Origin of the sequence: Nocardioides sp. GY 10113 (assembly GCF_004919105.1) — a bacterium.
Taxonomy (GTDB): Bacteria; Actinomycetota; Actinomycetes; order Propionibacteriales; family Nocardioidaceae; genus Nocardioides.
In genome coordinates this window covers 311,531-337,415 of the sequence record NZ_STGK01000003.1, presented here as the reverse complement: position 1 = coordinate 337,415, position 25,885 = coordinate 311,531, and the positions used below count along the sequence as shown (strand labels likewise).

General features: G+C 73.4%; 25 protein-coding genes and 1 tRNA gene. 9 read left to right on the top strand and 17 right to left on the bottom strand.

Annotation, left to right across the window (positions count from 1 at the left end; translation table 11 throughout):
• The first annotated feature begins 70 nt into the window (after positions 1-70).
• Complete coding sequence (locus E8D34_RS05990) at positions 71-967, top strand: glycine betaine ABC transporter substrate-binding protein (RefSeq protein WP_136593670.1); 897 nt, start codon at positions 71-73, stop codon at positions 965-967.
• A gap of 290 nt (positions 968-1,257) precedes the next feature.
• On the opposite strand, the gene E8D34_RS05985 is transcribed toward E8D34_RS05990, so the two are convergent.
• The 5 genes from E8D34_RS05985 to E8D34_RS05965 all read right to left on the bottom strand — a co-directional run bounded on the left by E8D34_RS05985 (position 1,258) and on the right by E8D34_RS05965 (position 6,975).
• A complete protein-coding gene (locus tag E8D34_RS05985) occupies positions 1,258-2,238 on the bottom strand; it encodes a ribose-phosphate diphosphokinase (RefSeq protein WP_136593669.1) in 981 nt (326 codons plus the stop codon).
• A gap of 94 nt (positions 2,239-2,332) precedes the next feature.
• On the bottom strand, positions 2,333-3,802 hold the full coding sequence (gene glmU / locus E8D34_RS05980; protein WP_136593668.1) for a bifunctional UDP-N-acetylglucosamine diphosphorylase/glucosamine-1-phosphate N-acetyltransferase GlmU: 1,470 nt from the start codon (positions 3,800-3,802) through the stop codon (positions 2,333-2,335).
• A 34-nt stretch (positions 3,803-3,836) separates the two neighbouring features.
• A complete protein-coding gene (locus E8D34_RS05975) occupies positions 3,837-5,213 on the bottom strand; it encodes a lipase family protein (protein ID WP_136593667.1) in 1,377 nt (458 codons plus the stop codon).
• A gap of 110 nt (positions 5,214-5,323) precedes the next feature.
• Positions 5,324-5,764 (bottom strand): SRPBCC family protein, encoded by a 441-nt coding sequence (locus E8D34_RS05970; protein WP_168929345.1) that lies wholly within the window; start codon positions 5,762-5,764, stop codon positions 5,324-5,326.
• Between the two features lie 14 nt (positions 5,765-5,778).
• Complete coding sequence (locus tag E8D34_RS05965) at positions 5,779-6,975, bottom strand: oxygenase MpaB family protein (RefSeq protein ID WP_206056568.1); 1,197 nt, start codon at positions 6,973-6,975, stop codon at positions 5,779-5,781.
• 160 nt (positions 6,976-7,135) lie between these two features.
• On the opposite strand from E8D34_RS05965, the gene E8D34_RS05960 reads away from it, so the two are divergent.
• The gene (locus E8D34_RS05960; protein ID WP_136593665.1) at positions 7,136-8,044 is read left to right on the top strand and encodes an NAD(P)H-binding protein; all 909 of its coding nucleotides are present in this window, start codon (positions 7,136-7,138) and stop codon (positions 8,042-8,044) included.
• Positions 8,045-8,060: 16 nt separating this feature from the next.
• Here E8D34_RS05960 and E8D34_RS05955 read toward each other — a convergent pair whose 3' ends face one another.
• Both E8D34_RS05955 and E8D34_RS05950 read right to left on the bottom strand, forming a co-directional pair.
• Positions 8,061-8,756 carry a type II CAAX endopeptidase family protein gene (locus E8D34_RS05955; RefSeq protein ID WP_136593664.1) on the bottom strand — a complete coding sequence of 232 codons (696 nt, stop codon included), beginning with the start codon at positions 8,754-8,756 and terminating at the stop codon, positions 8,061-8,063.
• Between the two features lie 12 nt (positions 8,757-8,768).
• Positions 8,769-9,161 (bottom strand): helix-turn-helix domain-containing protein, encoded by a 393-nt coding sequence (locus tag E8D34_RS05950; RefSeq protein ID WP_136593663.1) that lies wholly within the window; start codon positions 9,159-9,161, stop codon positions 8,769-8,771.
• Between the two features lie 93 nt (positions 9,162-9,254).
• On the opposite strand from E8D34_RS05950, the gene E8D34_RS05945 reads away from it, so the two are divergent.
• Positions 9,255-9,869, top strand: coding sequence for a malonic semialdehyde reductase (locus E8D34_RS05945; protein ID WP_136593662.1), 615 nt, complete (start codon positions 9,255-9,257; stop codon positions 9,867-9,869).
• Positions 9,870-10,259: 390 nt separating this feature from the next.
• On the opposite strand, the gene E8D34_RS05940 is transcribed toward E8D34_RS05945, so the two are convergent.
• From E8D34_RS05940 to cysS, 5 genes are all read right to left on the bottom strand, one after another.
• A complete protein-coding gene (locus tag E8D34_RS05940) occupies positions 10,260-11,570 on the bottom strand; it encodes a cation:proton antiporter (protein ID WP_136593661.1) in 1,311 nt (436 codons plus the stop codon).
• Positions 11,571-11,801: 231 nt separating this feature from the next.
• A tRNA-Gln gene (locus E8D34_RS05935) sits at positions 11,802-11,883 on the bottom strand.
• 123 nt (positions 11,884-12,006) lie between these two features.
• Positions 12,007-13,587: a metallophosphoesterase gene (locus E8D34_RS05930; RefSeq protein ID WP_240771136.1), complete on the bottom strand. Its 1,581-nt coding sequence runs from the start codon at positions 13,585-13,587 to the stop codon at positions 12,007-12,009.
• A gap of 107 nt (positions 13,588-13,694) precedes the next feature.
• Positions 13,695-14,660 (bottom strand): 23S rRNA (guanosine(2251)-2'-O)-methyltransferase RlmB, encoded by a 966-nt coding sequence (gene rlmB / locus E8D34_RS05925; protein ID WP_136593660.1) that lies wholly within the window; start codon positions 14,658-14,660, stop codon positions 13,695-13,697.
• A 105-nt stretch (positions 14,661-14,765) separates the two neighbouring features.
• Entirely contained in the window at positions 14,766-16,166 is a 1,401-nt protein-coding gene (gene cysS / locus E8D34_RS05920; RefSeq protein WP_136593659.1) for a cysteine--tRNA ligase, read from the bottom strand.
• A gap of 149 nt (positions 16,167-16,315) precedes the next feature.
• Here cysS and E8D34_RS05915 point away from each other — a divergent pair, with 149 nt between their 5' ends.
• A complete protein-coding gene (locus tag E8D34_RS05915) occupies positions 16,316-17,578 on the top strand; it encodes a C39 family peptidase (protein ID WP_136593658.1) in 1,263 nt (420 codons plus the stop codon).
• A gap of 25 nt (positions 17,579-17,603) precedes the next feature.
• Here the strand turns inward: E8D34_RS05915 and E8D34_RS05910 are convergent, their stop codons facing one another.
• Together E8D34_RS05910 and E8D34_RS05905 are read right to left on the bottom strand one after the other, a co-directional pair.
• Positions 17,604-18,359, bottom strand: coding sequence for an SDR family oxidoreductase (locus tag E8D34_RS05910; protein WP_240771135.1), 756 nt, complete (start codon positions 18,357-18,359; stop codon positions 17,604-17,606).
• A gap of 8 nt (positions 18,360-18,367) precedes the next feature.
• On the bottom strand, positions 18,368-19,903 hold the full coding sequence (locus tag E8D34_RS05905) for a molybdopterin-dependent oxidoreductase (protein WP_240771134.1): 1,536 nt from the start codon (positions 19,901-19,903) through the stop codon (positions 18,368-18,370).
• Between the two features lie 32 nt (positions 19,904-19,935).
• Between E8D34_RS05905 and ispF the strand changes: the two genes are divergently transcribed.
• Positions 19,936-20,454 (top strand): 2-C-methyl-D-erythritol 2,4-cyclodiphosphate synthase, encoded by a 519-nt coding sequence (gene ispF, locus E8D34_RS05900; RefSeq protein WP_240771133.1) that lies wholly within the window; start codon positions 19,936-19,938, stop codon positions 20,452-20,454.
• Positions 20,455-20,486: 32 nt separating this feature from the next.
• Positions 20,487-21,551, top strand: coding sequence for an alpha/beta hydrolase (locus tag E8D34_RS05895; RefSeq protein ID WP_136593656.1), 1,065 nt, complete (start codon positions 20,487-20,489; stop codon positions 21,549-21,551).
• Here the strand turns inward: E8D34_RS05895 and nirD are convergent.
• A complete protein-coding gene (nirD, locus tag E8D34_RS05890) occupies positions 21,441-21,815 on the bottom strand; it encodes a nitrite reductase small subunit NirD (protein ID WP_136593655.1) in 375 nt (124 codons plus the stop codon). The two genes, E8D34_RS05895 and nirD, sit on opposite strands and share 111 nt — an antisense overlap.
• Positions 21,816-21,921: 106 nt before the next feature.
• Here nirD and E8D34_RS05885 point away from each other — a divergent pair, with 106 nt between their 5' ends.
• Positions 21,922-22,692: a 2-C-methyl-D-erythritol 4-phosphate cytidylyltransferase gene (locus E8D34_RS05885; protein ID WP_240771132.1), complete on the top strand. Its 771-nt coding sequence runs from the start codon at positions 21,922-21,924 to the stop codon at positions 22,690-22,692.
• Between the two features lie 211 nt (positions 22,693-22,903).
• On the top strand, positions 22,904-23,083 hold the full coding sequence (locus tag E8D34_RS05880; RefSeq protein ID WP_136593654.1) for a DUF6767 domain-containing protein: 180 nt from the start codon (positions 22,904-22,906) through the stop codon (positions 23,081-23,083).
• 36 nt (positions 23,084-23,119) lie between these two features.
• Here the strand turns inward: E8D34_RS05880 and E8D34_RS05875 are convergent, their stop codons facing one another.
• Together E8D34_RS05875 and E8D34_RS05870 are read right to left on the bottom strand one after the other, a co-directional pair.
• Positions 23,120-23,740, bottom strand: coding sequence for a 2-C-methyl-D-erythritol 4-phosphate cytidylyltransferase (locus E8D34_RS05875; protein WP_136593653.1), 621 nt, complete (start codon positions 23,738-23,740; stop codon positions 23,120-23,122).
• Between the two features lie 87 nt (positions 23,741-23,827).
• Positions 23,828-24,313, bottom strand: coding sequence for a CarD family transcriptional regulator (locus E8D34_RS05870; protein WP_136593652.1), 486 nt, complete (start codon positions 24,311-24,313; stop codon positions 23,828-23,830).
• A 351-nt stretch (positions 24,314-24,664) separates the two neighbouring features.
• Here E8D34_RS05870 and E8D34_RS05865 point away from each other — a divergent pair, with 351 nt between their 5' ends.
• A complete protein-coding gene (locus E8D34_RS05865) occupies positions 24,665-25,819 on the top strand; it encodes a UbiA family prenyltransferase (RefSeq protein ID WP_136593651.1) in 1,155 nt (384 codons plus the stop codon).
• Positions 25,820-25,885 lie beyond the last annotated feature (66 nt).

Sequence of the window (25,885 nt, the reverse complement as noted above, 5' to 3'; positions counted from 1 at the left end):
ACGACCCCGCCGGAGACAACGGGCGCCCGGACCAGACGGGCGCGCACGTGCACGACGAGAGGAATCACGAATGAACAGCAAGCGGACCCTGCGCCGGAGCATTGCCGGAGCGAGCATCCTCGCCCTGGGGCTGACGGCCACCGCGTGCGGCTCTGACGACGCTGCCGCCGGCGAGGACTCGACGATCACCATGGGGATCATCCCCTCGTGGACCGACGGCCTGAGCATGGCCCACCTGTGGAAGGACCTGCTCGAGGGCGAGGGCTACATCGTGGAGATCGAGGAGTTCTCCGAGGCCGCCCCCCTCTACACCGGCCTCGCGAACGGCGACATCGACATCTACCCCTCCGCCTGGCCCGAGGTCACCCACGCCTCCTACATGGAGAAGTACGGCGACGACATCGAGGACCTCGGCACCTACTACGACGCCGCGAAGCTCACCTTCGCCGTGCCCGAGTACAGCGAGATCGACTCGATCGCCGACCTGGCCGGCAAGGCCGACGTCTACGACGGCAAGATCATCGGCATCGAGCCCGGCGCCGGCCTGACCAAGGTCGCCAAGGAGTCGGTGATGCCGGCCTACGGCCTCGACGACGACTACACGCTGGTCGAGTCCTCCACCACCGCGATGCTGGCCGAGCTCAAGAAGGCCACCGAGGCGAACGAGGACATCGTGGTCACCCTGTGGCGGCCGTTCTGGGCCAACAGCGCCTTCCCCGTGAAGGACCTCGCCGACCCCGAGGGCGCGCTGGGCGAGGCCGAGGGCCTGCACGAGCTCGGCCGCACCGGCTTCGCCGAGGACTTCCCCGAGGCCGCCGAGATGATCGGCAACGCCACCCTCTCCGACGAGGAGTACGGCTCGCTCGAGGACATGGTCGTCAACGAGTACGGCCAGGGCAAGGAGTCCGACGCCGTCGCCGCCTGGCTCGAGGAGAACGCCGACTGGGCGGACGCCCTCCAGGGCTGACCCTCCCCCGGTACGACGAAGCCCCCTGCACCGGCCGGTGCAGGGGGCTTCGCTCTCCTGGGCGACCGCCGGACCCACCCGCCGGGTGCCGGCGGATCGACGGCTGCTACCGCGGAGAACGCGAAGCAAGCGCACCGGAGGGAACGACGAAGGAGTGACCGGAGGGCGCGAGCGAGCTTCTCCGCGTGCAGCCGCCAGGAGCCGCCAGCGGACCTGGCACCGAGCCAACCTGGACCGCGGGTCCGGCAGCGTGTCCGAGCGCAGCGAGAGACACGCTCGGACCATCCAACTCAGGCGTGGCCGTCGAACATGGAGGTCACGGAGCCGTCCTCGAAGACCTCGCGGATCGCGCGCGAGATCATCGGGGCGATCGACAGCGTGGTGAGCTTGTCGAACTGCTTGGCCGGCGGCACCGGGAGGGTGTTGGTGATGACCACCTCGGTGGCGCAGCAGTTCTTGAGCCGGTCCACGGCCGGGTCCGAGAGGATCGGGTGGGTGGCGGCCAGGATCACGCCCAGGGCGCCGGCGTCCATCAGGGCCTCGGCGGCCTTCACGATGGTGCCGCCGGTGTCGATCATGTCGTCGGTCAGCACGCACATCCGGCCGGCGACCTCACCGACGACGCGGTTGGCGACGGTCTCGTTGGGCCGGTTGATGTCGCGGGACTTGTGGATGAACGCCAGCGGCGCGCCGTCGAGGCGGGCCGACCACCGCTCGGCGACCTTGATCCGACCGGCGTCCGGGGAGACCACGGCGAGCGGCTGGTCGCCGTACTTGTCCTTGATGTAGTCGGTGAGCAGCGGCAGCGCCATCAGGTGGTCGACGGGGCCGTCGAAGAAGCCCTGGAGCTGGTCGGCGTGCAGGTCGACGGTGATGATCCGGTCGGCGCCGGCGGACTTGAACAGGTCGGCCATCAGGCGGGCCGAGATCGGCTCGCGGCCGCGGTGCTTCTTGTCCTGGCGGCTGTAGCCCCAGAACGGCATGACCACGGTGATCCGCTTGGCCGAGGCGCGCTTGAGCGCGTCGACCATGATCAGCTGCTCCATGATCCACTCGTTGATCGGAGCGGTGTGGCTCTGGATCACGAAGGCGTCGCAGCCGCGGACGGACTCCTCGTAGCGGACGTAGATCTCGCCGTTGGCGAACTCGTACGCCGAGGACGGGACCAGCTGGGTACCGAGGAGCTCCGCGACCTCCTCGGCCAGCTCGGGGTGTGCCCGACCGCTGAAGACCATCAGGTTCTTCTCGGTGGTCCGCTTCAGTCCGCTCATGGGGAGGGCTCCTGGGGGTCGTCGCCGCTGGGGGTGTCGGTTTCCGATTCTGCCGCCAACTGCCGGTTGCTCCCAACCGGCGTTCACCCCAGCGTCACTCAGATGTCGCACTCGTGTCGAGGGTCACATCCGCACCAGAGGCCTCGGCCGCGGCCCGGGCCTGCGCGGTGCCCGGGCGGCTGCGCTCGGCCCAGCCCAGCAGGTTGCGCTGCGGGCCCGCGCTGACGGCGAGCGCACCCGGCGGGACGTCCTCGCGGACGGTGGTGCCGCCGGCGGTTCCGGCGCCGTCGCCGACGGTGACGGGGGCGATGAAGGTGTTGTTGGACCCGGTCCGCGCGTGCCGGCCGATCGTGGTGCGGTGCTTGTTCACGCCGTCGTAGTTGGCGAAGATCGTGCCGGCGCCGATGTTGGTGCCCTCGCCGATCTCGGCGTCACCCACGTAGGACAGGTGCGGCACCTTGGCGCCCTCGCCCAGCACGGCGTTCTTGGCCTCCACGAACGCGCCGAGCTTGCCGCGGTCACCGACCACGGTGCCGGGGCGCAGGTAGCTGAACGGCCCGACGTTGGCCTCGGCGCCGATCACCGCCAGCTGCGCGTGCGTCCGGACGACCCGCGCGCCGGCGCCGACCTCGCAGTCGGCCAGCGTGGTGTCGGGGCCGACCACCGCGTCCTCGGCGACCACGGTGGCGCCGAGCAGCTGGGTGCCCGGCAGGATGGTGACGTCCGGCGCCAGCTCGACCCCGACGTCGATCCAGGTGGTCTCGGGGTCGATCACGGTGACGCCGTCGCGCATCCACCGGGTGACGATGCGCCGGTTGAGCTCGCGGCCGAGCGCGGCCAGCTGGGCGCGGTCGTTGGCGCCCTCGGTCTGCAGCTCGTCCTCGATGGCGTGCGCGCTGACCACCAGCCCGTCGCCGCGGGCGATCCCGACGGCGGTGGTCAGGTAGTACTCACCCTTCGCGTTGTCGTTGTCGATCCGGGTCACGCAGTCGGCGAGGAAGCTCGCGTCGAAGGCGAGGATGCCGGAGTTGATCTCGTTGATCGCCCGCTGCTCCGCGGTGGCGTCCTTCTCCTCGACGATCGCGTCCACGAATCCGTCGGCGTCGCGGACGATCCGCCCGTAGCCGAACGGGTCCTCGACCAGGCCGGAGAGGACACTGACGGCCGCGGAGGCAGCGGTGTGGGCGTCGAGGAAGGCCTGCAGGGTGGCGGTCTCCAGGAGCGGGGTGTCGCCGTTGGCGACCAGCACCGTGCCCGACTCCGGGGCGAGACCGGCCTCGGCCAGCGCCTCGAGGGCGACCCGCACCGCGTGCCCGGTGCCGAGCTGGTCCTCCTGCACCGCGAGCACCGCGTCCGGGACCCGCTCGGTGACGTGCGGGCCGACCACCTCGCGCTGGTGCCCCACGACCGCGACGAGCCGAGCCGGGTCGAGCGCGCCGACCGCGGCCAGCACGTGCCCGATCATGCTGCGCCCACCGATCGGGTGCAGCACCTTGGGCGTCTTCGACTTCATGCGGGTGCCGCCGCCGGCGGCGAGGACGATGACGGTCAGCTGCTCGGTCACGGAACCACCCTACGCAGCCCGGAGCGGGGGCCGGTCAGGGCGCGACGTAGGTGAGCCGGCGCAGCGGGTTGCCCTTCTTGATCGACCCGCAGCTGCTCGGTACCGCCTCGCCCTCGAACCGGTCCAGCAGCCAGGGGTAGGCGTCGGGCAGCCAGAGCGCCATCGAGGTGAAGTGGGACAGGTCGTACTCCTCGTACTGCACCCGCACCCCACGCCGGCAGTACCGGCGGGCCAGGGTGCGCACGTCGCCGGTGATCATCACGCCGTCCCCGGGGCCGATGCCCGCGGGGCCGGCGTCGGTGCCCTCCAGCTCGCCGGCGTTGCCCTGCCCGATGAACATCGGCGCGGTCGGCGTACCGCCGGTCGACATGATCAGCCGGTTGGAGAACCGCACGAACGCCCGGATGTTGCGGGGCTCCGGGTAGCGCTTCTTGACCACGTCGCCCCACATCAGGCCCGAGTGGAAGCCCAGCACCTCGGCGATCGTGTCGTCCTGCATCTTCGCGAGCAGCTCCCGACCGTCGGGACTGGCCCAGCGGTTCAGGTCGACCCCGAACGCCCGCGCGATCCCGATCAGCGCCATCGGCGCCACGCCCGCCCAGATCGTCGAGCCCTCGACGTACGGCAGGTTGTGCGCCGGGTTGACCAGGACACCGCCGATGGCGGTGCCGACGATCCGCCGCGCCACGCCCGGGGCGTACGACGACGCGAGCTCGGCCGCCCACTCGCTGGCGATCGCGCCGCCGGAGTAGCCGATCAGCCCGATCGGCGCGCGGCGGCCGACGCCGGTCGCCTTCCGGGCCCCCCGCAGCGCGCGCAGCGAGTCCAGGGTGACGTAGCCGTACTCGGGACCGGCCGCGAAGTGCGCCCCCTGCCCCTCGGTGTCGGGGATGTTGACGGTGTAGCCGGCCAGCAGCAACGGCGCGATCAGCCCCGTCTCGACGTTGGTCACCGCCTCCCCCAGGCCGCGGCCGCCGGCGATCGCGGCCGACGGCTGGTCGGAGGGGTCGAGGGAGTCGTAGAACGACTGGTAGGAGACCACCTTCGCGCGACCCGACGCGTGCGGGGGCCGGAGGACCGTGGTCACGCCGAGCGCGGGGCGACGCCGCACGTCGACGGTCCGGAAGAGCAGCTGGCGGGCCTTCAGCGGCAGGTCGAGCCCCTGGATGCTGTAGCGGACGGTGCGCCGCTTGAGCACCGTCCCCGGCGCGATCTTCCGCAGCGGCGTCCGGCCGCGGTAGCGGTAGAACGGGGCGTCCAGCGGTGACGGGTCGTCCTCCACGGCGGCCGGCGCCGCGCCGGTGGTGGCAGCTCGCGTCGGCGCGGCGTACGCCGGCCCGGTCAGCGCGAGGGTGGCGGTCAGGGCGGCGCCGGTCAGCGCCGCGACCAGCCTGGTCGGTCGGTTCCCCATGTCTCTCCTCCGGTACTCCTCCCGGAGGAACAACGGAGAACTGTGGCGGTCGTCACGCCCGGGTGGGGCACCGGGCCCGGATCGCGCCCGTCCCAGAGCCGGCCGAGCGCTCAGCGACGCTCGATGTTGCGCACCAGGTGCTCGCTGGTGTGCTTGATCGCGACGCCGATGAGCGGCCGCACCGCGGCCGCCATCGCCCGGCCCGCGGGCCCGCCCGGGAGGCGGTAGCTGATCCACGCCTCGACCCGGGTGCGGTCGCCGCCCAGGTCGGTGAAGTACCAACGCTGGACGTTGTGCACGCCCTTCACCGAGCTGATCTCGATCAACCTGTCCCGCTCCCACGCGGTGCACTGGATCCGCGAGGAGAGGTGCACGCCGACCTTCATCACGCCGTCGTAGGTGGCACCCACACCCCGGGTCTGCTCGGTGACGGGCTCGATCGTGTGCAGTCCGTACATCCACTCCTTGATCCGGGAGAAGTCGTCGACGTAGTCGAAGACCTCACGGACCGGTGCGTCGATCTCGACGCTGTGCTCGACCACGCTGCTCACCCGCACCGCCCTGCTCAGTCGGCGTGGCCCACGGCGCCGGGCACCGCGTCGACCAGGTCGTGGACCATCCCGTGCTCCCGCTTGAGCCGGAGCAGCTCCCGGTCACGCGCCTGGTAGCCGCGAGCACTCAGGCGCTCCCGCCCGAAGGCCAGCAGCCGGGCCTGGTCGGCGAGGAACAGTCCGGGACGCAGTGCGCGTACGACGTGCTTGGCGCCGCCGTCGGGGATCTCTAGCGCGTCCGCCGCCTCGTCGCCGAGGAAGACCCGCGACATGCCGTACATCATCCGGCGGGCGGCGTCCTCGCGCAGCCGCCGCGGACCGACCAGCAGGGTGGCCAGCTGGGGCGCCAGGTAGTCCTCGGTCAGCGCCCGGACGAAGTCGCGGCTGTGCTGGTCGGGGCCGGGCGAGGTGAGCCGGTAGAGGCCCTCGATCGCGACGTGGTCGGCCTCGCCGGTCGGGTTGAGCTCGGGGGCGACGCCGATCACGTGCCCGACGTAGCGCCACAGGTGGTAGATGTCGTCGAGCTCGGCGGGGGTCAGCCGCACGCCGAGCTGCGCCATCGCGGCCAGCGAGATGTGCCCGAACTCGGCGAGCGTGAACGCCATGTAGGGCTGCGGGACCGGCACCCCCCACGCGGCCAGGTCCCAGGCGGCGTGGCTGGTGACGTGGCGGCGCACGTGGGCGTGGATCAGCCGCACCCGCACGGTGCGGGCGAATCCCGGCCCGCCGATCTCCATCCCGCCCGGGCGCACGACGGTGGCCAGCCACTCGCCGACCTCGATCGAGCGGACCGCCGGCTGGTGGCCGTAGCGACCGGTCAGCAGCAGCGGCTTGGCGGCGATCCAGTTGTCCGCGCCGGCCAGGAGCGAGGCGGCGCCCAGCACCAGGCCCCACTGCGCGCTGTAGCGGACCAGCACGTCGGCGGCGCGGTCCAGCCGCTCCCGCTCCAGCCAGGCGGGCTCGGTGGTGATCTGGTGCAGCAGCGCAAGGGCCGAGTCGGGCGGGTCGTCCACGGCACGTGCGCTCTTCTCCACGATCGCCCGCACCGCCCGCAGCGCGGCTCCGCTGCCGGCGCGATCGTTGACCACGGCGTCCGCCAGCGGATCGGCGTGCCACATCCCGTCCAGCCAGGCCCTGCCCCGCTCGCCGTACCGACGCACGGCGAGGTCCGCGTTCGGCAGCGCGCTGGGGACCTCCGGCTGAATCGTCATCGGACCATCTCCTGCCCTGACCTGAGAACGCGAGAAGCACCCGGCGACACCGCTCGGGAGTCGCGGTGGAAGGGTCAGGGTGAGGATCGCACGCGGCGCCGACTGCCGCCAGGGAATCGAGACCCGGCCCAGATCCGCCGCGCCTCGCTACGGTGGGGCCATGGACGACCCGACGGTCCTCGTCACCGGCGCCACCGGCTTCATCGGACGGCGGCTGGTGCCCGCGCTGGTCGAGCGCGGCCTCGAGGTGCGCGCCATGACCCGCCGCCCGGAGGAGTACGACGGCCCGGCGACCGCCGTGGGCGGCGACGTCGCCGATCCCGCGTCGCTGGCCTCGGCCCTGGCCGGCGTCGACGTCGCGGTCTACCTGGTGCACGCGCTGGACCAGCCGGACTTCGAGGAGCGCGACGCCGCCGCGGCCAGGAGCTTCGCGGCCGCGGCGGCCGACGCCGGCGTGCGGCAGATCGTCTACCTCGGCGGCCTCGGCGCCGATGACCAGGACCTCTCCCCGCACCTGCGCTCGCGCCGGGAGGTGGAGGGGCTGCTCGCCTCGACCGGGGTCCCGGTCACGGTGCTGCGCGCCGCGATCGTGGTCGGCCACGGCGGCATCTCCTGGGAGCTCACCCGACAGCTGGTGAAGAACCTGCCGGCGATGATCGTGCCGCGCTGGACCAGCACCCGCACCCAGCCGATCGCCCTGGACGACGTGGTCCGCTACCTGGCCGGCGTGATCGGCGTGGAGCGTGCGTACGGCGAGGTCTACGAGGTCGGCGGCCCGGAGGTGATGACCTACATCGACATGCTGCGGGAGGCCTCCCACGCGGCCGGCACGCGACCGGTGCCGATCATCCGGGTCCCCGTGCTGACACCGCGCCTGTCGTCGTACTGGCTGGCGTTGGTGACCGACGTCGACGTCACCACCGGTCGGAACCTGATCGACTCGATGGGGACCGAGGTGGTGGTCAGCGACCACCGGATCCGGGAGATCGTGCCGGGCGAGCCGCTCCCCTACGAGGAGGCGGTGCGTCGGGCGCTGGCCGAGCGCCTGGCCGACGGGCAGGACATCTAGTTCCCGTCCTCGGGGCTCAGCCGAACAGGGTCGGCAGCACGAAGAGCATCGCCACCGACCAGGTGCAGTGGGTCAGGATCGGTGCCAGGATCCCGCCGGAGGCGCGGCGCTGCAGGCCGACGACGACGCCGAGCAGGATGGCGGCGAAGGCGAGCATGACGTTGCCGGTGGCCAGGGTGGCGACCACGTAGGCGACGCTCGTCCAGACCACGGGGTGCCGGGTGACGGCCGCATAGAGCGCGCCGCGGAAGAACAGCTCCTCGGCCACCCCGTTGGCCAGAGTCACCACGAGCACCGCCGCGGTGGCGCCCTCGTCGGCGAAGTCGAGGACCGCGCTGACCTGCTGGTCCAGCCAGGGGATCTCGCGCACGACCAGCCCGCCGACCAGGAAGAGCGCGGCGAGGGCCAGGCCGACCAGCACCGGCGCCACGACGGGCCGGATCAGGTGCTCACCGTCGCGCGGGTGGGCGATCCGGCCGAGGTGCAGCGGACCCGAGGCGAAGGCGCCGACGGTCCATACCAGAGCCACCGCGAGGGTCGCCGGATAGAACCAGACGCTCCCGGGCTCGATCCGCAGGCTGACGCCGAGGAGCCCGGCGCCGAGCAGGATGGTGACCACGGCGACGACCTGCCGTCGCCGGAGCGCGACGACCGTGTCGCGGTGGTCGCGCGGCACCACCTCCCACAGGGAGCGACGAAACCAGCGCTGCACGCGACCAGCCTCTCACCCGTGTCGGGCGCAGATGGCCTCGTCGAGGTTGTCCCGGGCCCAGTCGCCCAGGGCGTGCAGCGCCGGGAGCAGCGCCTGGCCGGCATCCGTGAGCGCGTACGCGACGGTGACCGGCGGCCCGGCGTCGACCGTCCGCTGGACCAGGCCGGCACCGGTCAGCTCGGCGAGCCGGTCCGAGAGCACCGAGTCGCTGATGCCGAGCACCCGCTTGAGCTCGGCGAAGCCGGCCGGCCCCCCGCCGAGCACGCTGATCAGCATCCCGTTCCACCGCTTGCCCAGGAACTGGAACGCGCGGGACAGCGCGCCGTCGCAGGAACGGACGTCGGGCGCGGGCGCGGTGGCCTCGCCGACCACGGGGCCTGGCGCGGCCTGGGTGCGAGACGTCATGTGACCAACGGTACCCCCACTACGGACTTGACTGCCACTTCTATTTTAGAAGTATCATCGAATTGCCAAGCGACACCGACTCAAGGAGTAGCCATGACCGTCACCGCACTCGAGACGCTGGACGACACCTCACGCGCCCTCCTCTTCACCGAGGCGCGCACCGCCAACTCCTTCTCCGACCGCCCCGTCACCGACGAGGAGCTGCGCGGCATCTGGGAGCTGACCCGCTTCGCCCCGACCATGGCCAACAGCCAGCCGCTGCGCGTGCTCTTCGTGCGCACCGACGAGGGCAAGGCCCGGCTGCTCCCCCACATCGCCGAGGGCAGCAACCGCACCAAGGCCGCCGCCGCCCCCGTCGTCGCCGTGCTCGCCTACGACGCCGACTTCCACGAGCAGTTCCGCGTCACCTTCCCCGACCGCGCCGAGATGTTCGTGAAGAACTTCGGAGCCATGCCGGCCGAGGCCCGCGAGCCGATCTCGAAGTACAGCGCCGCGCTCGCCACCGGCCAGTTCTTCCTCGCCGTCCGCGCCCACGGACTGGCCGCCGGCCCGATGGCGGGCTTCAACGCCGCCGGGATCGACGAGGAGTTCTTCGCCGGTACGCCGTGGAAGTCCCACCTCGTGGTCAACATCGGCCACCCGGGCGACGACCCCTGGTTCCCCCGGCTGCCGCGCGTCGACGTCGCCGACGCGGTGCGCTGGGCCTGAGCCTGGCCGACGCCGGCGGCCCGACGACGCCGGCCGCCCGACGCCGGCGGCCCGACGACCGATGGGTCAGTGGGGAGCGGAGAGAGCAGGCGGTGGTGTGGGCTACCGGTCCCGGAGGCGGGTCGTGTGCCTGAGGCATCGGGATAGCGGGGTGTCAGGCACACGACGCCGACGGCGCCCCACCCCACCCGAGTCGTGTGCCCCAGACTCCGCAATAGCGGGGCGTCAGGCACACGACGCGGACGGCACCCCACCCCACCCGAGTCGTGGGCCCCAGACCCCGCAATAGCGGGGCATCAGGCACACGACGCCAACCACGTGGCGGCACGAGCCCGACCGTCCCGCAAGCCACGTCATCCCTCGTGCCGCGGCGGGGCCCCCGCCGCGACCTCACCGGCCACCATCGCCCCCGCGTCGACGGACCGCGTCCGCGGCCACCAACCGCTGCCGCCGCGCGGTCGGCGCCGGCCCGACCTCGGGCGGCCGGCCCTCCGGCGTACCGAAACGGCGGGCGGCCGGGCCGGCGCTCAGGCCGTGCAGGACCACGCTCAGCAGCACGGTGAACGCGATCGCGGCGACCGCCCACGCCGCCAACGGGTGCTCGGACTCGGCGAGCGCCTCGACGGCGAGCAGCGCGAAGACCACCGAGGCCAGCCCCCGCGGGCCGAACCAGCCGAGGAACAGCACGTCGCGGCGCGACAGCCCCGAGCCGATCAGCGCGATCCCGACCGGCACCATCCGCAGCACCGTCAGCGCCAGCACCGCGAAGGTGACCGCGGCGAGGTCGATGTTGGTCACGATGATCGGCACCAGCCCCGCGCCGAAGAGGAACCACACCACCAGCGCCAGCAGCTCACCGCCGAGCTCGGGGAGCACCACGGCACCGTCGTCGGCCGCGTCCCTGGCGCTGACGCCGCTGAACGCCAGTCCGGCGACGAACGCCGCGATGAAGCCGTTGCCGCCGGATGCCAGGGCCGAGGCGTAGGCGACGACCGCCAGGGCGAGCACCGCCATGGCACGCGCGTCCGCGGAGGCCCACCCGCGGCGCAAGGCCCGATCGGTCGCCCAGGCGCCGACGCCGCCGACCAGCGCACCGGCGAGCACGCCGAGACCCAGCTCGCGCAGGGCGTCGACCACCGCGACCGACTCGGCGCCCCCGCTCAGCCCGAACACGGCGGCACTCGCCGCCAGCGCCATGCTGACCACCGGCGTGGCGATGCCGTCGTTCAGGCCGCTCTCGACGTTGAGCGAGCGCCGCAGCCGCAGGGGCACCCGCTCGTCGGTGATCACCGCGGCGCTCAGCGCGGCGTCGGTCGGCGCCAACGCCGCTCCGACGAACAGCGCCAGGACCCACGGCAGGTCGGCGACCAGGACGACCGCCGCGGCGGTGCCGGCGATCATCGCCAGCGGGAGTCCGACGCCCAGCAGCCGGGCCGGTACGGCGGCCGTGTGGCGCAGCTGCTCCGGATCGATCCGGGACGCGTCGGCGAAGAGCAGCAGGGCGAGGGTCACCTCGGCGATCACCCGCGCCGACTCGGTGGCGACGTCCACCCCCATCGGCCCCCAGTCCGGGTTGCCCAGCAGGTAGCCGGCCGCCACGAAGACCATCGGACCGGTGACGTTGTGGCGGGAGAGCGCGCCCGACATCAGCGCCCAGGCGGCGACGAGCGCGGAGAGCACGGCGATCGCGGTGGCGGTCACGGATGCACCGCCGGGCGCGTCGTCGCCTCGTCCACGTCTGGCTCCTCGGGGCTGCCGACCGGGTGGCGCGATCGCGCCGGGGCGGCCTACTCGGTTCTACCAGGTGTCGTACGGCGACGTCCCCGAGCCCGCCGCACGGGCTTTCGACGTTCCGGCCACCGCAGCGGACGGCCAGATGGGCGTATGGCGGCCGGCGAGGTGATCCGAGCACGCTCGGTGTGCGCTGCGGTCTGGCTCCCCGGGTAGGAGTCGAACCTACGTCGCTTGTCCTGATTCAAAGTCAGGCGGGCCCTGCCGGCAGACCAACCGGGGATCGGCGTCAACCGGCCACCAGCCTACGGGCGCGCAACGTCGCGGTGGGCGTCGGGGCGGGGTCGTGTGCCCGACACACCGGAACACGGGGCCTCAGGCACACGACCCCGCTCGTGGCATCCGATCAGCCAGCGTCGGCGCCGTCGTTCCCGCCCGAGCCGCCGCCGTTCCTGCCCGCGGTCCCGCTGTCGCCGCGCCCCGGGGTGGCGTCGCCGTCCCCGTAGTCCAGCGGCATCCACGCGTCGACGTCGTAGCGGCCGTTGGTCTGCAGGGTGACGCCCTGGATGCCGACCGGGCGCCCGTCGCGGTAGGTCACCAGCGCTACCCCGGCGGCGCGGCGCAGCTTCGACCCCAGCGCGACGGCGTACGCCGCCCCGCCGGTCGTGCCCGTCACGAAGGTGTACCCGGTCCTGCCGTCCTCCGCGACCGTCGGCGTCGGGCCGTCCTGGACGTGCGTGTGACCGGCGACCACCAGGTCCACGCAGCCGCGCTCCAGGGCGGTGTCGCCGAGGTTGTTGTCGTGGACGATCAGCGTCGACACCCGGTCGCCCTGCTCGTCGGCCGCGCAGGCCTCGTCGGCCACGCGCTCCTCGACCTCGGCGAAGCTCAGCCCGGTCTCGTCGCGCCAGTCCCCGAAGCCGCTGGAGCGGGGGTCGTCGACACCGAGCAGCCGCGACCCGCCGGGACCGTCGATCACCTCGCCGTCGAAGTAGGTCCAGCCCAGGTCCTCCATGTACTCGCGGACGAAGGTCCCGTTGTCGTGGTTGCCGGCGACCGCCCAGCGGTCCCAGTCCTCGAACGTGGTGGAGACAGAGTCCAGCGAGAACGCCTCCCAGGTCTCGCCGGTGGAGGTGTCGTCGCCGAGGTCGAAGACAGCGGTGGCGCCGCCCACGTCGCCGATGGCGCGGGCCACGGCGTCCATGCCGACGTTGTCGTGACGGTCGGTGACCAGCAGCACGACGGTCTCGCCCTCCTCCGGCGTGCGCAGCTCCAGGCGCGCGGCGTCCTCGGCGGCCTTCGCGTAGAACGCCTCGCCCCGGCGGTAGCTGCTCACCAGGCTGGAGACGATCCGGCGGGTGGACTGGGTGACGCCGGCGGCGAGGACCTCGACGTCGGCCGCCTCCGCGGGCAGGCTGACCTCCGGGCCCAGGAAGTCCTGCAGGCTCTGCCACTCCTCGGGCGGACGGGTCGGCCCGCTGCCCCAGTGCCAGGGCTGGGCGAGGCCGACGCCGACCAGGACGAGCACGGTGCCGGTGACGATCCCGCCCCGGCTGACCAGGTGCCGGTAGAGCCGGCGGCGTCTGGTCCGTCCCACGGCGACCCAGGCCATCAAGGGCAGCACCGCGAGCGCGGCACCGCGGACCGCGGCGTCCACCGCCATCTCCTGCAGCGCGCCGGTCACCTTGGCGACCTGGCCGTCGGGGTTGCTGGCGATCGTCGCGTAGCGCTGGGTCAGCGCCTCGACGTCGGCGACGTCGGTCTTGCCGAGCAGGATCTGGACCCCGACGGGCGAGCCGGAGTCGACCCGCACGTCGGGCAGGATCGGCCCGGTGCGGACCACCACCTCGCCGCTCAGGTCCGGCTTCAGGTCAGCCTCGTGGCTGGCCACGTCGACGGTGCGGTGCGAGGTGGTGAAGAGCAGCAGGCTCAGCCCGACCGCGAGCACCAGCCAGGCGGCGCCGTACGCCGCGACGCGCAGCGCCACCCGACCCAGGTCGGATCGGCCGGCGCCACCCGACCCGCCGGGCTGTGCCGGCCCGCCCGTCGAGGGCCGGCCGGTCGCCTGGGGGGTGTCGGGAGCGTCGGTCGAGGTCAGGCGCGGGCCTCCGCGACGGCGTACAGCACGACGGAGGCGGCGACCCCGGCGTTGAGCGACTCCAGCGAGCTCGACATCGGGATCGACACCAGCCGGTCACAGGTCTCGGCGACGAGGCGGGAGAGACCGCCGCCCTCGGAGCCGACCACGACCACCAGCGCGCCCTGGGCCAGGTCGGGGTCCTCGACCAGCTCGCGCAGCGACAGGTCGCCGTCGGCGGCCAGGCCGACCACGAAGCAGCCGGACTCCTGGTAGGCCTTGAGCTGGCGGGTCAGGTTGACGGTCTGCGCGACCGGGATCCGGGCCGCGGCGCCCGCCGAGGTCTTCCAGGCGGAGGCGGTCATCGAGGCCGCGCGGCGCTCGGGGATCACCACGCCGTGCGCGCCGAAGCCGGCGGCCGAGCGGATGATCGCGCCCAGGTTGCGCGGGTCGGTGACCTGGTCGAGGACCACGATCAGCGGCTTCTCGCCCTGGCTGCGGGCATGGTCGAGGAGGTCGTCGGGGTGCGCGTACTCGTACGGCGGCACCTTGGCGGCGAGGCCCTGGTGGACGGCCTCGCTGGTGATCCGGTCCAGCTCGCGGCGGTTGATCTCGAGCAGGCTGATGCCCATCTCGGCGCAGAGCTGGAAGACCTCCTTGAGGCGGCCGTCACGCTCCGCACCCTCGGCGACGTAGACGCCGCTGACCGGGACGCCCTCACGCAGCGCCTCGAGCACCGGGTTGCGGCCGACGATCATCTCGGCGTCGCCGCTGTTGCGACGCCGCGGCCCCGGCTTGCGGGCACTGCCCTGGCCGCCCTCCTTGGCGTTCTTCGCCTTGTGGGCCTTGTGGTAGGGCCGGTCCTCGGCGCGCGGGGTCGGACCCTTGCCCTCGAGCCCGCGCTTCACGCGGCCGCCCGAGCCGGCGGTGGGCTTCTTGCTCGTCTTGCGAATCGCGCCGCGGCGCGAAGAGTTACCAGCCACGTCAGTGACCTCTCCGGTAGTCATGAGGGAGGCACGTCGGTGCCTGTCGGTGGTGGAGGAGCCCGTCGCGAGGGACGAGCGATGGGCGGTGCGAGACCCCAGCCATCAGTCAACCGTCCACTTGGGTCCGTCGGGGGTGTCGGTGACCTCGATGCCGGCCACCTTGATGCGGTCCCGGATCGCGTCCGCCCGCGCCCAGTCCTTGTCAGCGCGCGCAGCGGCCCGCTCCTCGAGCAGTCCGCGCACCAGCGCGTCCACCGCGGCGCTCAGCTTCTCGTCGGCCCCGGCGGAGCCGCTGCCGGCCCACGCCGGGTCGGCGGGGTCGAGGCCGAGCACGTCGAGCATGGTCCGCACCGCGGTGGCCACGGCGCCCGCGTCCTCGCCGGCCGCGAGCCGGCGGTTGCCCTCGCGAACGGTGTCGTGCAGGACGGCGGTGGCGGCCGCCGTACCGAGGTCGTCGTCCATCGCCGCGACGAACGCCGCGGGCAGCGTCGCCAGGTCGACCGCGCTCTCGCCGGCACGCTCGAGGAAGCTCTCGACGCGGCCGAACGCCACCGCAGCCTCCTCCAGCGCCTCGAAGCTGAACTCGACGTGCGAGCGGTAGTGCGCGGCCACCAGGTAGTAGCGCAGCTCGATGCCGCGGAAGCGCTGCAGCACCGCCGGGATGGTCAGCGAGTTGCCCAGCGACTTCGACATCTTCTCGCCGGCGGTGGTGATCCACGCGTTGTGCATCCAGTACGACGCGAAGGGCCGCCCCGCGGCGCGGGACTGCGCCTGCTCGTTCTCGTGGTGCGGGAAGCGCAGGTCCACGCCGCCGCCGTGGATGTCGAAGGCGTCGCCGAGGTACTTGCCGGCCATCGCGGAGCACTCGATGTGCCAGCCGGGGCGGCCGGGGCCCCAGGGGCTGGGCCAGGAGGCGGTCTCGGGCTCGGAGTCCTTGCGACCCTTCCACAGGGCGAAGTCGCGGGGGTCGCGCTTGCCGCGCGGGTCGGCGTCGCCGGCTGGCTCCATGTCGTCCACGCCCTGGCGGGTCAGCGAGCCGTACTCGCCCCACGAGCGCACGTCGAAGTAGACGTCGCCCGAGCCGTCGCCGGCCGGGTAGGCGTGGCCGCGCGCGATCAGGTCCTCGATCAGCACGATCATCTCGGGAACGTGCCCGGTGGCCAGCGGCTCGTAGGTCGGCGGCGCGACGTTGAGCGCGTCGTAGGCCTTGGACAGCTCGCGGTGCATCGTGGCGGCGAGGTTGTACCAGGGTCGGCCCTGCTCGGCGGACTTCGCCAGGATCTTGTCGTCGATGTCGGTCACGTTGCGGATGAAGGTGACCGCGAACCCCTTCGCCCGCAGCCAGCGCTGCAGCACGTCGAAGTTGACGCCGGAGCGGACGTGGCCGACGTGGGGCTCGCTCTGCACGGTCAGGCCACAGACGTAGAGACCCACTTCGCCCTCACGGAGCGGCACGAAGTCACGGACCTCGCGGGTGGAGGAGTCATACAGCCTGATCGTCACCCGCCCAGTCTAGGGATCGCGGGAGGCACGCCCACATCCACGACGCGGTGGGTCGGGAGGCAGGTGGGGCCCTGCGCCCAGCGCCGGAACCCGAGGGCCCACGGCACGCCTGCGACGGATGGGGCGTGTGTGACTTTACGTTGGGGCACATGCGCCGCCTGCTGGGACCGATCCTGCTGACCGTGGCGCTCGCCACCACCGCAACCCTCACCGGATGCACGGCGACCGGCGGCGAGACCGGCGCGATCACGACGGCCGCGTCGACCGCGCGCGACATCGACCTGGCCCGCTTCGACACCGCGGACGAGTGGCGGACCGGCCGGGCCGCCGGCGCCACGGTCGTCGACGACCGGCTGCGGTTCGACAGCCCCGTCGGCACCCGTCGCTACAACGGGCACCGCTACGAGGTCGCCCGCTGGGACTCCCCCTGGATCGCCCCCGGCTTCTCCTTCACCGAGCTGATCGCGTCCTGGTCCGCCGCCACCCCGGGCGCCAGCTGGATCGAGGTCCGCGTCCGGGGTCGCAGCGCCGGGACCGGCGGCAGCCGTACCTCCTGGGACGTGCTGGGCCGCTGGGCGCGCGGCGACAAGCGGATCCAGCGCTCCTCGGTCTCGGGACAGACCGACGACGGCACCAGCGTGGCGGTGGACACCTGGCGCACCACCGGCCTGGCGTCGTACCAGCTGCGCGTGGTGCTGCTGCGCGGCGCCGGCGGCGGCGCCCGTCCCTCGCTCGACCTGACCACGGCGATGGCCTCCGCGCTGCCCTCCACCGCGGGCGCGACCTCGACCCCGGGCCCCGGTCGCGGAATCGTGCTGCCGGTGCCGCGCTACTCGCAGATGGTGCACACCGGCCACTACCCGGAGTGGGGCGGAGGCGGAGAGGCGTGGTGCTCACCGACCTCTACCTCCATGGTGCTGGGCTACTACGACGCCCTGCCGCGGCCGCGGACCTACCGCTGGGTGGCCGGCGAGCACACCGACCCGTGGGTCGACCACGCGGCCCGGATGACCTACGACCACACCTACGACGGCACCGGCAACTGGCCGTTCACCACCGCGTACGCCGCCCCGTTGGCCGGCAAGGCGTTCGTGACCCGACTCCGCTCGCTGCGCGAGGCCGAGCGGTTCATCGCGGCGGGCATCCCGTTGGTGGTCTCGGTGGCCTTCGGCCGCGGAGAGCTCGACGGCACGCCCATCTCGGCCTCCAACGGCCACCTGCTGGTGATCTCCGGCTTCCGCCAGAACGGCGACGTGGTCGTCAACGACCCGGCGTCCTCGACCCGCGCGGGCGTGCGCCGCACCTACGGCCGCGACCAGTTCGAGAAGGTGTGGCTGGAGGCCTCCGGCGGCCTCGCCTACGTGATCCACGACCAGGCGCACCCGCTGCCGTCCTCCCCCGGCAACTGGTAGCGCCGAGCGGCACGGGTCGGCGGGTTCAGACGCCGTAGCCGCCGTCGACGTCCAGCTTCTGCCCGCTGATGAAGCCGGCCCGCGGACTGGCCAGGAAGCAGACCGCCTCCGCGATGTCGGCGGCGGAGCCGAAGCGGCGCAGCGGGATGTTCCCGCGGGTGACCTCGAGCGCGGCGTCGTCGAGCTCGCCGGAGGAGATCAGCCGCTCGGCCATGCCGTCGGTGAGCATGCCCGGGCCCACCGCGTTGACCCGGACGCCGAAGCGTCCCTCCTCGGCGGCCAGCCCGCGCACCATCGCCTCGACAGCCGCCTTGGGCGCCGAGGAGAGCCCGTCGCGGACCGGGAACCGCGCGGTGGCGGCGGTGGTCACCGCGACCAGGGAGCCCTGCGCCGACCGCAGGTGCGGCAGCGCGGCGTGGGCGAGGGCGAAGAAGCCGCTGGCGTCGACCGCCAGCTGGGCGGCCATCGCGGTCGGCTCCACCCGCGACAGGTGGCGCATCGGCACGTGCGGCCCGGCGGCGTAGACCACCGTGTGCAGGCCGCCCAGGTCGGCAGCGGCCAGGTCCACGACGGCCGGGACCGCATCCGGGTCCCCCAGGTCCAGCGCGTACGACGCTCGCCCGATGGACGCGGGCCGGCTGAAGTGCGTGACCGCGACGGCGGCCCCGCGCTCGGCCAGCAGCAGCGCGATCGCGCGCCCCAGGCCGCCGGACCCGCCGACCACCAGGGCACCCCCGGTCAGGTCGGCGAAGTCGTCGGCGTACGGGATCGAGTGGCTCACGGTCGGCATCATGTCGCCTGGAAGCTGACGCCGTGCCATCCCGTCGCACCGTCCGGGAGCACACCGGCGGTCACGCCGGTCTGTGTCTCGCCGTTGCGGCCGACGGCGCGGACCCGCACGAGGTGGTCGCCGGCGTCGGCCTCGACCTCGGCCCGCCACTGCACCCAGGTGTCGGCGCTGGGGACCTCGCCCAGCGTGGCCCGGGTCCAGGGCCCGCCGTCGAGGGAGACCTCGACCGCCTCGATGCCGGTGTGCTGGTACCAGGCGGAGCCGGCCACGACGACCGTGCCGGCCTCCACCGACGAGCCCTGCGCCGGCACGTCGATCCGCGAGGCGATCTTGACCGGGCCCAGCTCGGCCCAGCCCTTCTGGGTCCAGTAGGCGTCGATGTCGTCGAAGCGGGTGACCTCCATGTCGACCACCCACTTGCAGGCCGAGACGTAGCCGTAGAGGCCGGGCACGATGGTCCGCACCGGGAAGCCGTGCTCGATGGGCAGCGGGTCGCCGTTCATCGCCACCGCGAGCATCGCGTTGCGGTCGTCGGTGAGCGCGGCCAACGGGGTGCCGCAGGTCCAGCCGTCGTCGGAGGTCTGCAGGACCGCGTCGGCGCCCTCCTGCGGCCCGGCCTCGGCGAGGATGCCGGCCAGCCGCACCCCGCTCCACCAGGCGTTGCCGATCAGGTCGCCGCCGACCTCGTTGGAGACGCAGTTGAGCGTGATCCAGTCCTCGGTGATCTCGCGGGCCACCAGCTGGTCGTAGGTCAGCGTGATCTCCCGGTCGACCATCCCGTGGATCCGCAGCTCCCACTCGACCGGCTCGATGGTCGGCTTGATGAACGCGGTGTCGATCAAGTAGAAGTCGTCGGCCGCGGTCTGCCACGGCGCGACGCCGGGCACCTCGACCCGGGCCGCGGCCGGGAGCACCGGCGGGGTGACCCGCTCGAGCCGGAGCAGGCGGCGGCTGGCCTCGGCCTGGCCACGCGCCGAGCCAGCGACCCTGCCGAGCGCGCCGGCGACCGCCGCCGCGACCGCGAGGCCGCCGGTGAGCAGGAAGAAGCCGCGCCGGGTGTGGGCGGGGTCGTGGGCGAGGTCGTCGCTCGCCTCGACCACCTCCCAGCGCCGCAGCGCCTGCGCGCAGAGCGCGAAGCCGCCGAGCCAGACCACGAGACCGACCAGCACGGGCACCATCTCGGTGCCGGTGGATCCGGGCTTGGCCAGGACGGCCCAGGCACCGATCACGGCCAGGACGACGTACCCGAGGACAGCGATCCACCAGGTACGACGGGCCACGGCGCCGAGGACGCCGAAGATGACCACGAGCACCACGAGCATGCCGAGCACCAGCGCGCTCTTGTCCTGCGTGCCGAGGTTCTGGATGGCCCACTCGGCGATCGCGCCGGGGGTCAGCGCCGTGATCCCCTCGGCCACGGCCACGACCGGCGACTCCCGCACGTGCAGCAGCGCCGCGGTCAGGTAGCTGGCGGCCAGCCCGAGCATGCCGACGACCACGCCCGCCAGCGACCACCAACCTCGGGATGTTCTCACCGGGCCATTCTCCCGCACGGCATGATCGGTCGGTGACCAGTTCCCCCGCACCGCCCCCGTTCCGGGTCGGCACCGGTACCGACGTCCACCGCCTGGTCCCCCGCGAGGAAGGCGATCCGCCGTTCGCACTGGGCGGCCTGACCTGGCCCGAGGAGGCCGTCCGCCTGGAGGGTCACTCCGACGCCGACGTGGCCGCGCACGCCGCCTGCGACGCGCTGCTCTCGGCGGCCGGGCTGGGCGACCTGGGCAGCAACTTCGGCACCTCGGCGCCCGAGTGGGCCGGCGCGGCGGGCACCGCGCTGCTCGCCGAGACGGTACGACGGGTCACCGCCGCCGGGTACGCGGTGGGCAACGTCGCGGTGCAGGTGATCGGCAACCGTCCGCGGATCGGTCCGCGCCGTGCGGAGGCCGAGGCGACGCTCACCGCGGTCGTCGGCGCCCCGGTGTCGCTCTCGGCGACCACCACGGACGGGCTGGGCCTGACCGGCCGTGGCGAGGGCGTCGCCGCGATCGCGACCGCGCTGGTCGCCGTCGTACCGACCACGGCGTAGCCGACCGCGGGCCCGACCGTTGTGAGGAGACGATGGACACCAACGCGATGGGCACGAGATCGATGGACTTCGGACGACGGACGCTGGTCACCGAGGACGGCCTGCGCCTGCAGGTGACCGTTCGGGGCCGCGACGACGCCCCGCTCACGGTGCTGCTGGCGCACTGCTGGACCGCCGACGAGCAGGACTGGCACTACCAGGTGCACGACCTGATGGTCCGCTACGGCCACGACCTGCGGGTGATCACCTGGGACCACCGCGGGCACGGCCGCTCGGACGCGGCCCCGGAGGCCGCGTGCACCGTCGCGCACCTGGCCCGCGACCTCGGAGGGGTGGTGGACGCCTTCGCACCGGAGGGCCCGCTGCTGCTCGCCGGCCACTCGATCGGCGGGATGGCGATGACGGCGCTGCCGCAGGAGCGGCCGGACCTGGTGGCTCGGGTGGCAGGGCTGCTGTTCGTCTCCACCTCGGCCGGCGAGATGAGCACCGTCACGCTGGGGCTGCCGGCGGCGACGACCGCCGCGACCCGGGATCGCGTGCCGGCGGTCCTGGCGACCCGGGCACGGAGGCTGAGCCGCTCCCAGCGGCGGCGTACGCCGATCCTCGAGCGGCGGATCATGCGCCGCTTCGTCTTCGGCGGCGGCGCCCGGCCGCGCGACGTCGGCGTGGCGGTCGACCAGCTGATCGCCTGCCCGCCGGAGACCATGTCGGGGTTCTACCGCGACATGATGACCCACGAGCGCGGAGCGGCACTGGCGGCGTACGACGGGGTGCGCACCGTCGTGCTGGTCGGCAGCCGCGACCTGCTGACCCCGCCGGCGCACGGCCGCCGGATCGCGCGCAGCATCCGCGGGGCGCGGCTGCTGGTGGCGCCCGGGGCGGGGCACATGCTGCCGATGGAGCGCGCGGAGCTGGTCACCGAGCACCTGTGCGAGCTGATCGACCGGGCCCTCGCCGAGCCGGCGGGTCCCGGCTCGGGGAGTGGCTCAGGCGGCGTCGCTCTTGCGGTGCCCGACGAGGACGACGCCCTCGACGACCTTGACGTCGTAGGCGGGGACCGAGACCTGCGGGTCGTCCAGGCACCGACCCGTTCGTAGGTCGAAGCCGTGCCGGTGGGCGGGCGAGGCCACGAACGGGACCTCGCCGCGGCGGCCGACGATGCCCTTGGCGATGCCGCCGGCGTGCGCGGAGGCGCGCGCGAACGGGTCGTGGTTGCCGAGCGCGTAGACGGTCTCGTCGTCGACCTTGAAGATCGCGATCGCCTGCCCGTGCACGAGCGCCGTGACACCTCGCGCGACCTCGAGCTCGACGAGCCGGCACACGGGCTGCCACTCCTCCGTTGGCGCGCTCCGAGCAGTCATGGGCCGAAAGTAGGGTGGCTCTGTTCTCGGCAGCGTTTCGGCGTGTAACACCCACGAAAACGCTCCCGGCCGGCCGCCGCACGACGCCGGCTAGGGTGACGCTGCGATGACCGACCAGCCCTCCACCGCCCCGCTGCCCCCGATCCCCGGCGCCGCGATCGTCGTCCTCGGCGCCGGCAGCGGCAGCCGCGTCGGCGCCGGCGTGAACAAGATCCTGCTCCCGCTCGGTCCGCGTCCGGTGCTCGCCTGGAGCGTTCGCGCGGCGTTGGCCGTGCCCGGCGTGGTCCGGGTGGTCGTGGTCTGCGCGCCCGGCGAACGGGAGGCCGTCGCCGCGGCGCTGCTGCCCGACCTGGGCGAGGAGCGCGAGGTGCTGCTGGTCGAGGGCGGCGCCACCCGGCACGCCTCGGAGGAGGCCGCGCTCGAGCTGCTCGGGCCCGACATCGACGCCGGGCGGATCGACGCGGTGGCGATCCACGACGGCGCGCGCCCGCTGGCCCCGCCCGCTCTGTTCGCCACCGCCCTGGACACCGCCCGGCGGTACGGCGGCGCGGTCCCGGTCGTCGACCTCGCCGGCCTGCTCCCCCGTGACCCGGCCTCGCCGGCGCTCGGGCCGACGTCGCCGGGCCGCGGGGCCGGCGACGGCCGCGTCCTGCGCGGCGTGCAGACCCCCCAGGCGTTCCGGGCCCAGCCGCTGCGCCGCGCCTACCAGGCGGCGGCCGCCGAGGGGTTCGAGGGCACCGACACCGCCGCCTGCTTCGAGCGGAGCGCGCCGGACCGGTTCGAGGTGCACGCGATCGAGGGCAGCCCGACCAACCTGAAGGTGACCTGGCCCGAGGACCTGGCCACGGCCGCGGCGCTGGTCGACCGGGTGCTGTAACACGCCGTTGCGGGCGCTGGGCGACCGTTGGCGTCCCCGGAAGCCCGTTCCAACGGGAGCCCAGCAGCGCAGACGACCGGCCAGCGCGTGCAACGGCGTGTTACATGCCCCCACCCGCCCACGACGCGCACCGCACACTGTGACGGAACAGTCACCCCGCAGCACCCGCCGCCATTGGGGCCCGGGCCCGACCCGGCCTACCGTGGAAGGCATGGGAAAGCCCGTCCCGCAGTGCCCGATCCGGCTCGGGGAGCCGTGCACGCTGTGCAGCCCCGGCGCGACGGGGCCCCAGGACTGCGGGCTGGTCTGGCTGGTCATGGACGACCCGGACCTCCGCGAGCGCCTGGCCGAGCTGCGCCGCGAACGGGCCGCCGCCACGACGGCGGCCTGACCCGGCGCCGGCCACGCCCACCGCGCCGACCGCGAGCTAGCGCGCCGGGCGGGTCTGTGCCTCGAGCACGGCCACGTCGGCGACCGAGGTGACCCGGCGAGCGCCGGCCGGGGCGTCGACCAGCAGCACCGGGTAGTCCCGCTCGCGCAGGAAGGCGACCTGCTCGGCGAAGCCCGCCGCCGGCAGCCCGCCCTCCCCGACGAGTCGGGCCAGCAGCGCGGGCGGCAGCACGAGCGGCGAGCAGACGGCGACCAGCGACTCACGGTCGACGGTGGCGCCGATCCGGCCCCCGACGACCTCCTTGACCGTGTCGGTCACCGGCCGGACGCCGACCACGACCTCGCCGGTCGCGAGCGCGGCGCGCACGCAGTCCGCCAGGAACTCAGGCGGCGTCATCGGGCACAGCGGGTCGTGCAGGACGAGGGGCTCCTCGCGGTCCACCACCACGTCCCACCCGAGGCTGGCGTCGATCAGCTCGATGCCCGCCTCGCCGGCGGACCAGGCGGCGGTGGCCACCAGCGACTCGCCGTGGATCAGCGCGAACGGCAGCGCGCCACGTCCCTCGTCCACGATCACGCCGGACGCGGGCTCGAGCTCGGGAGTCGGCTCGGCGGAGGCGCCGTACGGCGTCGGCTCCTCGGGCGGGAGGGTGCTCATGACGCCCCCAACCTAGTGTTCCTGCCCCCGGAGACGACAAGCGCCCCGCGGCGTGGGCCGCGGGGCGCTTGGACAGCTACGTGTCGATCAGGACGCGAGAACCTCGTCGAGGATCGTCTCCGCCTTGTCCTCGTTCGTGTGCTCAGCGAGCGCGAGCTCGGAGACGAGGATCTGACGGGCCTTGGCGAGCATCCGCTTCTCCCCGGCCGACAGGCCGCGGTCACGCTCCCGACGCCACAGGTCACGAACGACCTCGGCCACCTTCATGACGTCGCCGCTGTGCAGCTTCTCCAAGTTGGCCTTGTAGCGGCGCGACCAGTTGGTCGGCTCCTCGACGTGCTCGGCACGGAGCACACTGAAGACCCGATCCAGGCCGTCCTTGTCCACCACGTCCCGGACACCTACGAGATCGAGATTGCACGCGGGAACCCTCACTACCAGGTCCTGCTGTGCCACGATGCGGAGTACGAGGTACTGACGCTCCTCTCCCTTGATCGTCCGCATCTCGATGTCCTCGATGACTGCGGCCCCGTGATTGGGATAGACGACCGTTTCGCCGACGGTGAAAGTCATATGAGCAAACCCCTTCCTGGACCGCCATCTTACCACGTCTCAGCGAAGTCTCAGAAAGCGTTTGCGCAGGTCAGCCTGGCAATCCGGGCTTGACAGATCGTCTCCCGTGTGTTGCACAGTGGCCGGAAACACGTTCGAAACGTGTCGGAACTGCGTGAACGACCCGTTTTTCTCTGGCAGGGTGCCCGCCCACCGCGAGCCGCGCCGGCACCGCCGGCGACGCGCAGGGCCCGTAGGGCCCTCGACGGCCGACCTGGCCCCGAGGCCCCGGCCGACCGGCCGCCGACGCGCCGGGAGCCCGTTCCGCGGTACGCCGCCCGGTCGCCGGTCCCGTGGTCGATACTGCTCGCCATGGGGAACACGCAGCGCTGGCGACGCGGCCGCACTGCCGGGGAGGCGACGGCGACCGACCGGGCCGACGGTGATGACGACGCGCCCGCCACGGGCACGGACGCGGGCACGGACGCGGGGACGGGCGCGGGGACGGGCGCTCCGGAGGTCGACAGCTGGGGGGCCGACGCACCGGCGGCCGACGCCGAGGCACCGTCGCTCGCCCCCCACGGGGTGACCGACGTCGATGCCTACCTCGCCGCGGTTGCGGTCAGCCGACGCGACTTCGCCGCCGAGGAGGCCGCCGAGGAGGCCGCCGAGCTGGCCGCGGAGCAGCCGAGCGACGACGACACCGCCCAGGGCGAGGGCGCGTACGACGCCCCGGACGCGGACGGCGCTCGCCCGCCGCAGGCGCCGCCGCTCCCCACCGCTCCTCGCCGCCGGCGCCTGGGCTGGATCGCCGACGGCTCCCCGCGCGAGTGGGTGGTCGTCACGCTGCTCCAGGCGGGCCACCTCAAGCAGGCGGTGGCGATGGCGCTCGGGATGGGCTTCGCGGCCGTCCTCTCCGGCCGGCCGGCCCGGGAGTCCGGGGTCATCGTGGTCACCGTGCTGGTGGGCCAGACGATCCTCGGCTGGCACAACGACATCGTCGACAAGCGCCGCGACCAGCGCCACCACACCGCGGGCAAGCCGATCGCCGACGGCCGCCTGGCGGTCGGCACCGCCTGGTACGCGATCGTCCTGGCCGCGCTGCTGGTCGTGCCGTTGGCGATCACCACCGGCATCACGGCCGGCTGCATCTACCTCGCCTCCGTCGCGGTGGGCATGCTCGGCAACGTCGTGCTGCGCACCGGCCCGCTGTCGTTCTGGTCGTGGGCGGTCGGGTTCGGCATGCTCCCGGCGTACCTCTCCTACGGCGGCTGGGGCGGCCAGGCGGTCGGCTCTCCGCCCGAGACGTCGATGGTGGTGCTGGCCGCGCTGCTCGGCGTCGGGGTGCACTTCACCCGCGCCGTGTGGGGCCTGGTGGCCGACCACGAGGACGGCTGGACCTACCTCCCGCTCCGGCTCGGGCTCAAGCTCGGCGCCTCGCGACTGCTGGCCCTGTCCTCGCTGTACGTCGCGGTGATCGTGGTCCTGCTCTTCGTCTTCGGCGCCCGCGACGGCCTCTCCCGCTGACGGCGGCCGGAGCGGGCACCCCCGCCGGCCGGCGCCCGCCGGGGCGCGATCGGGACGGACCAGTCG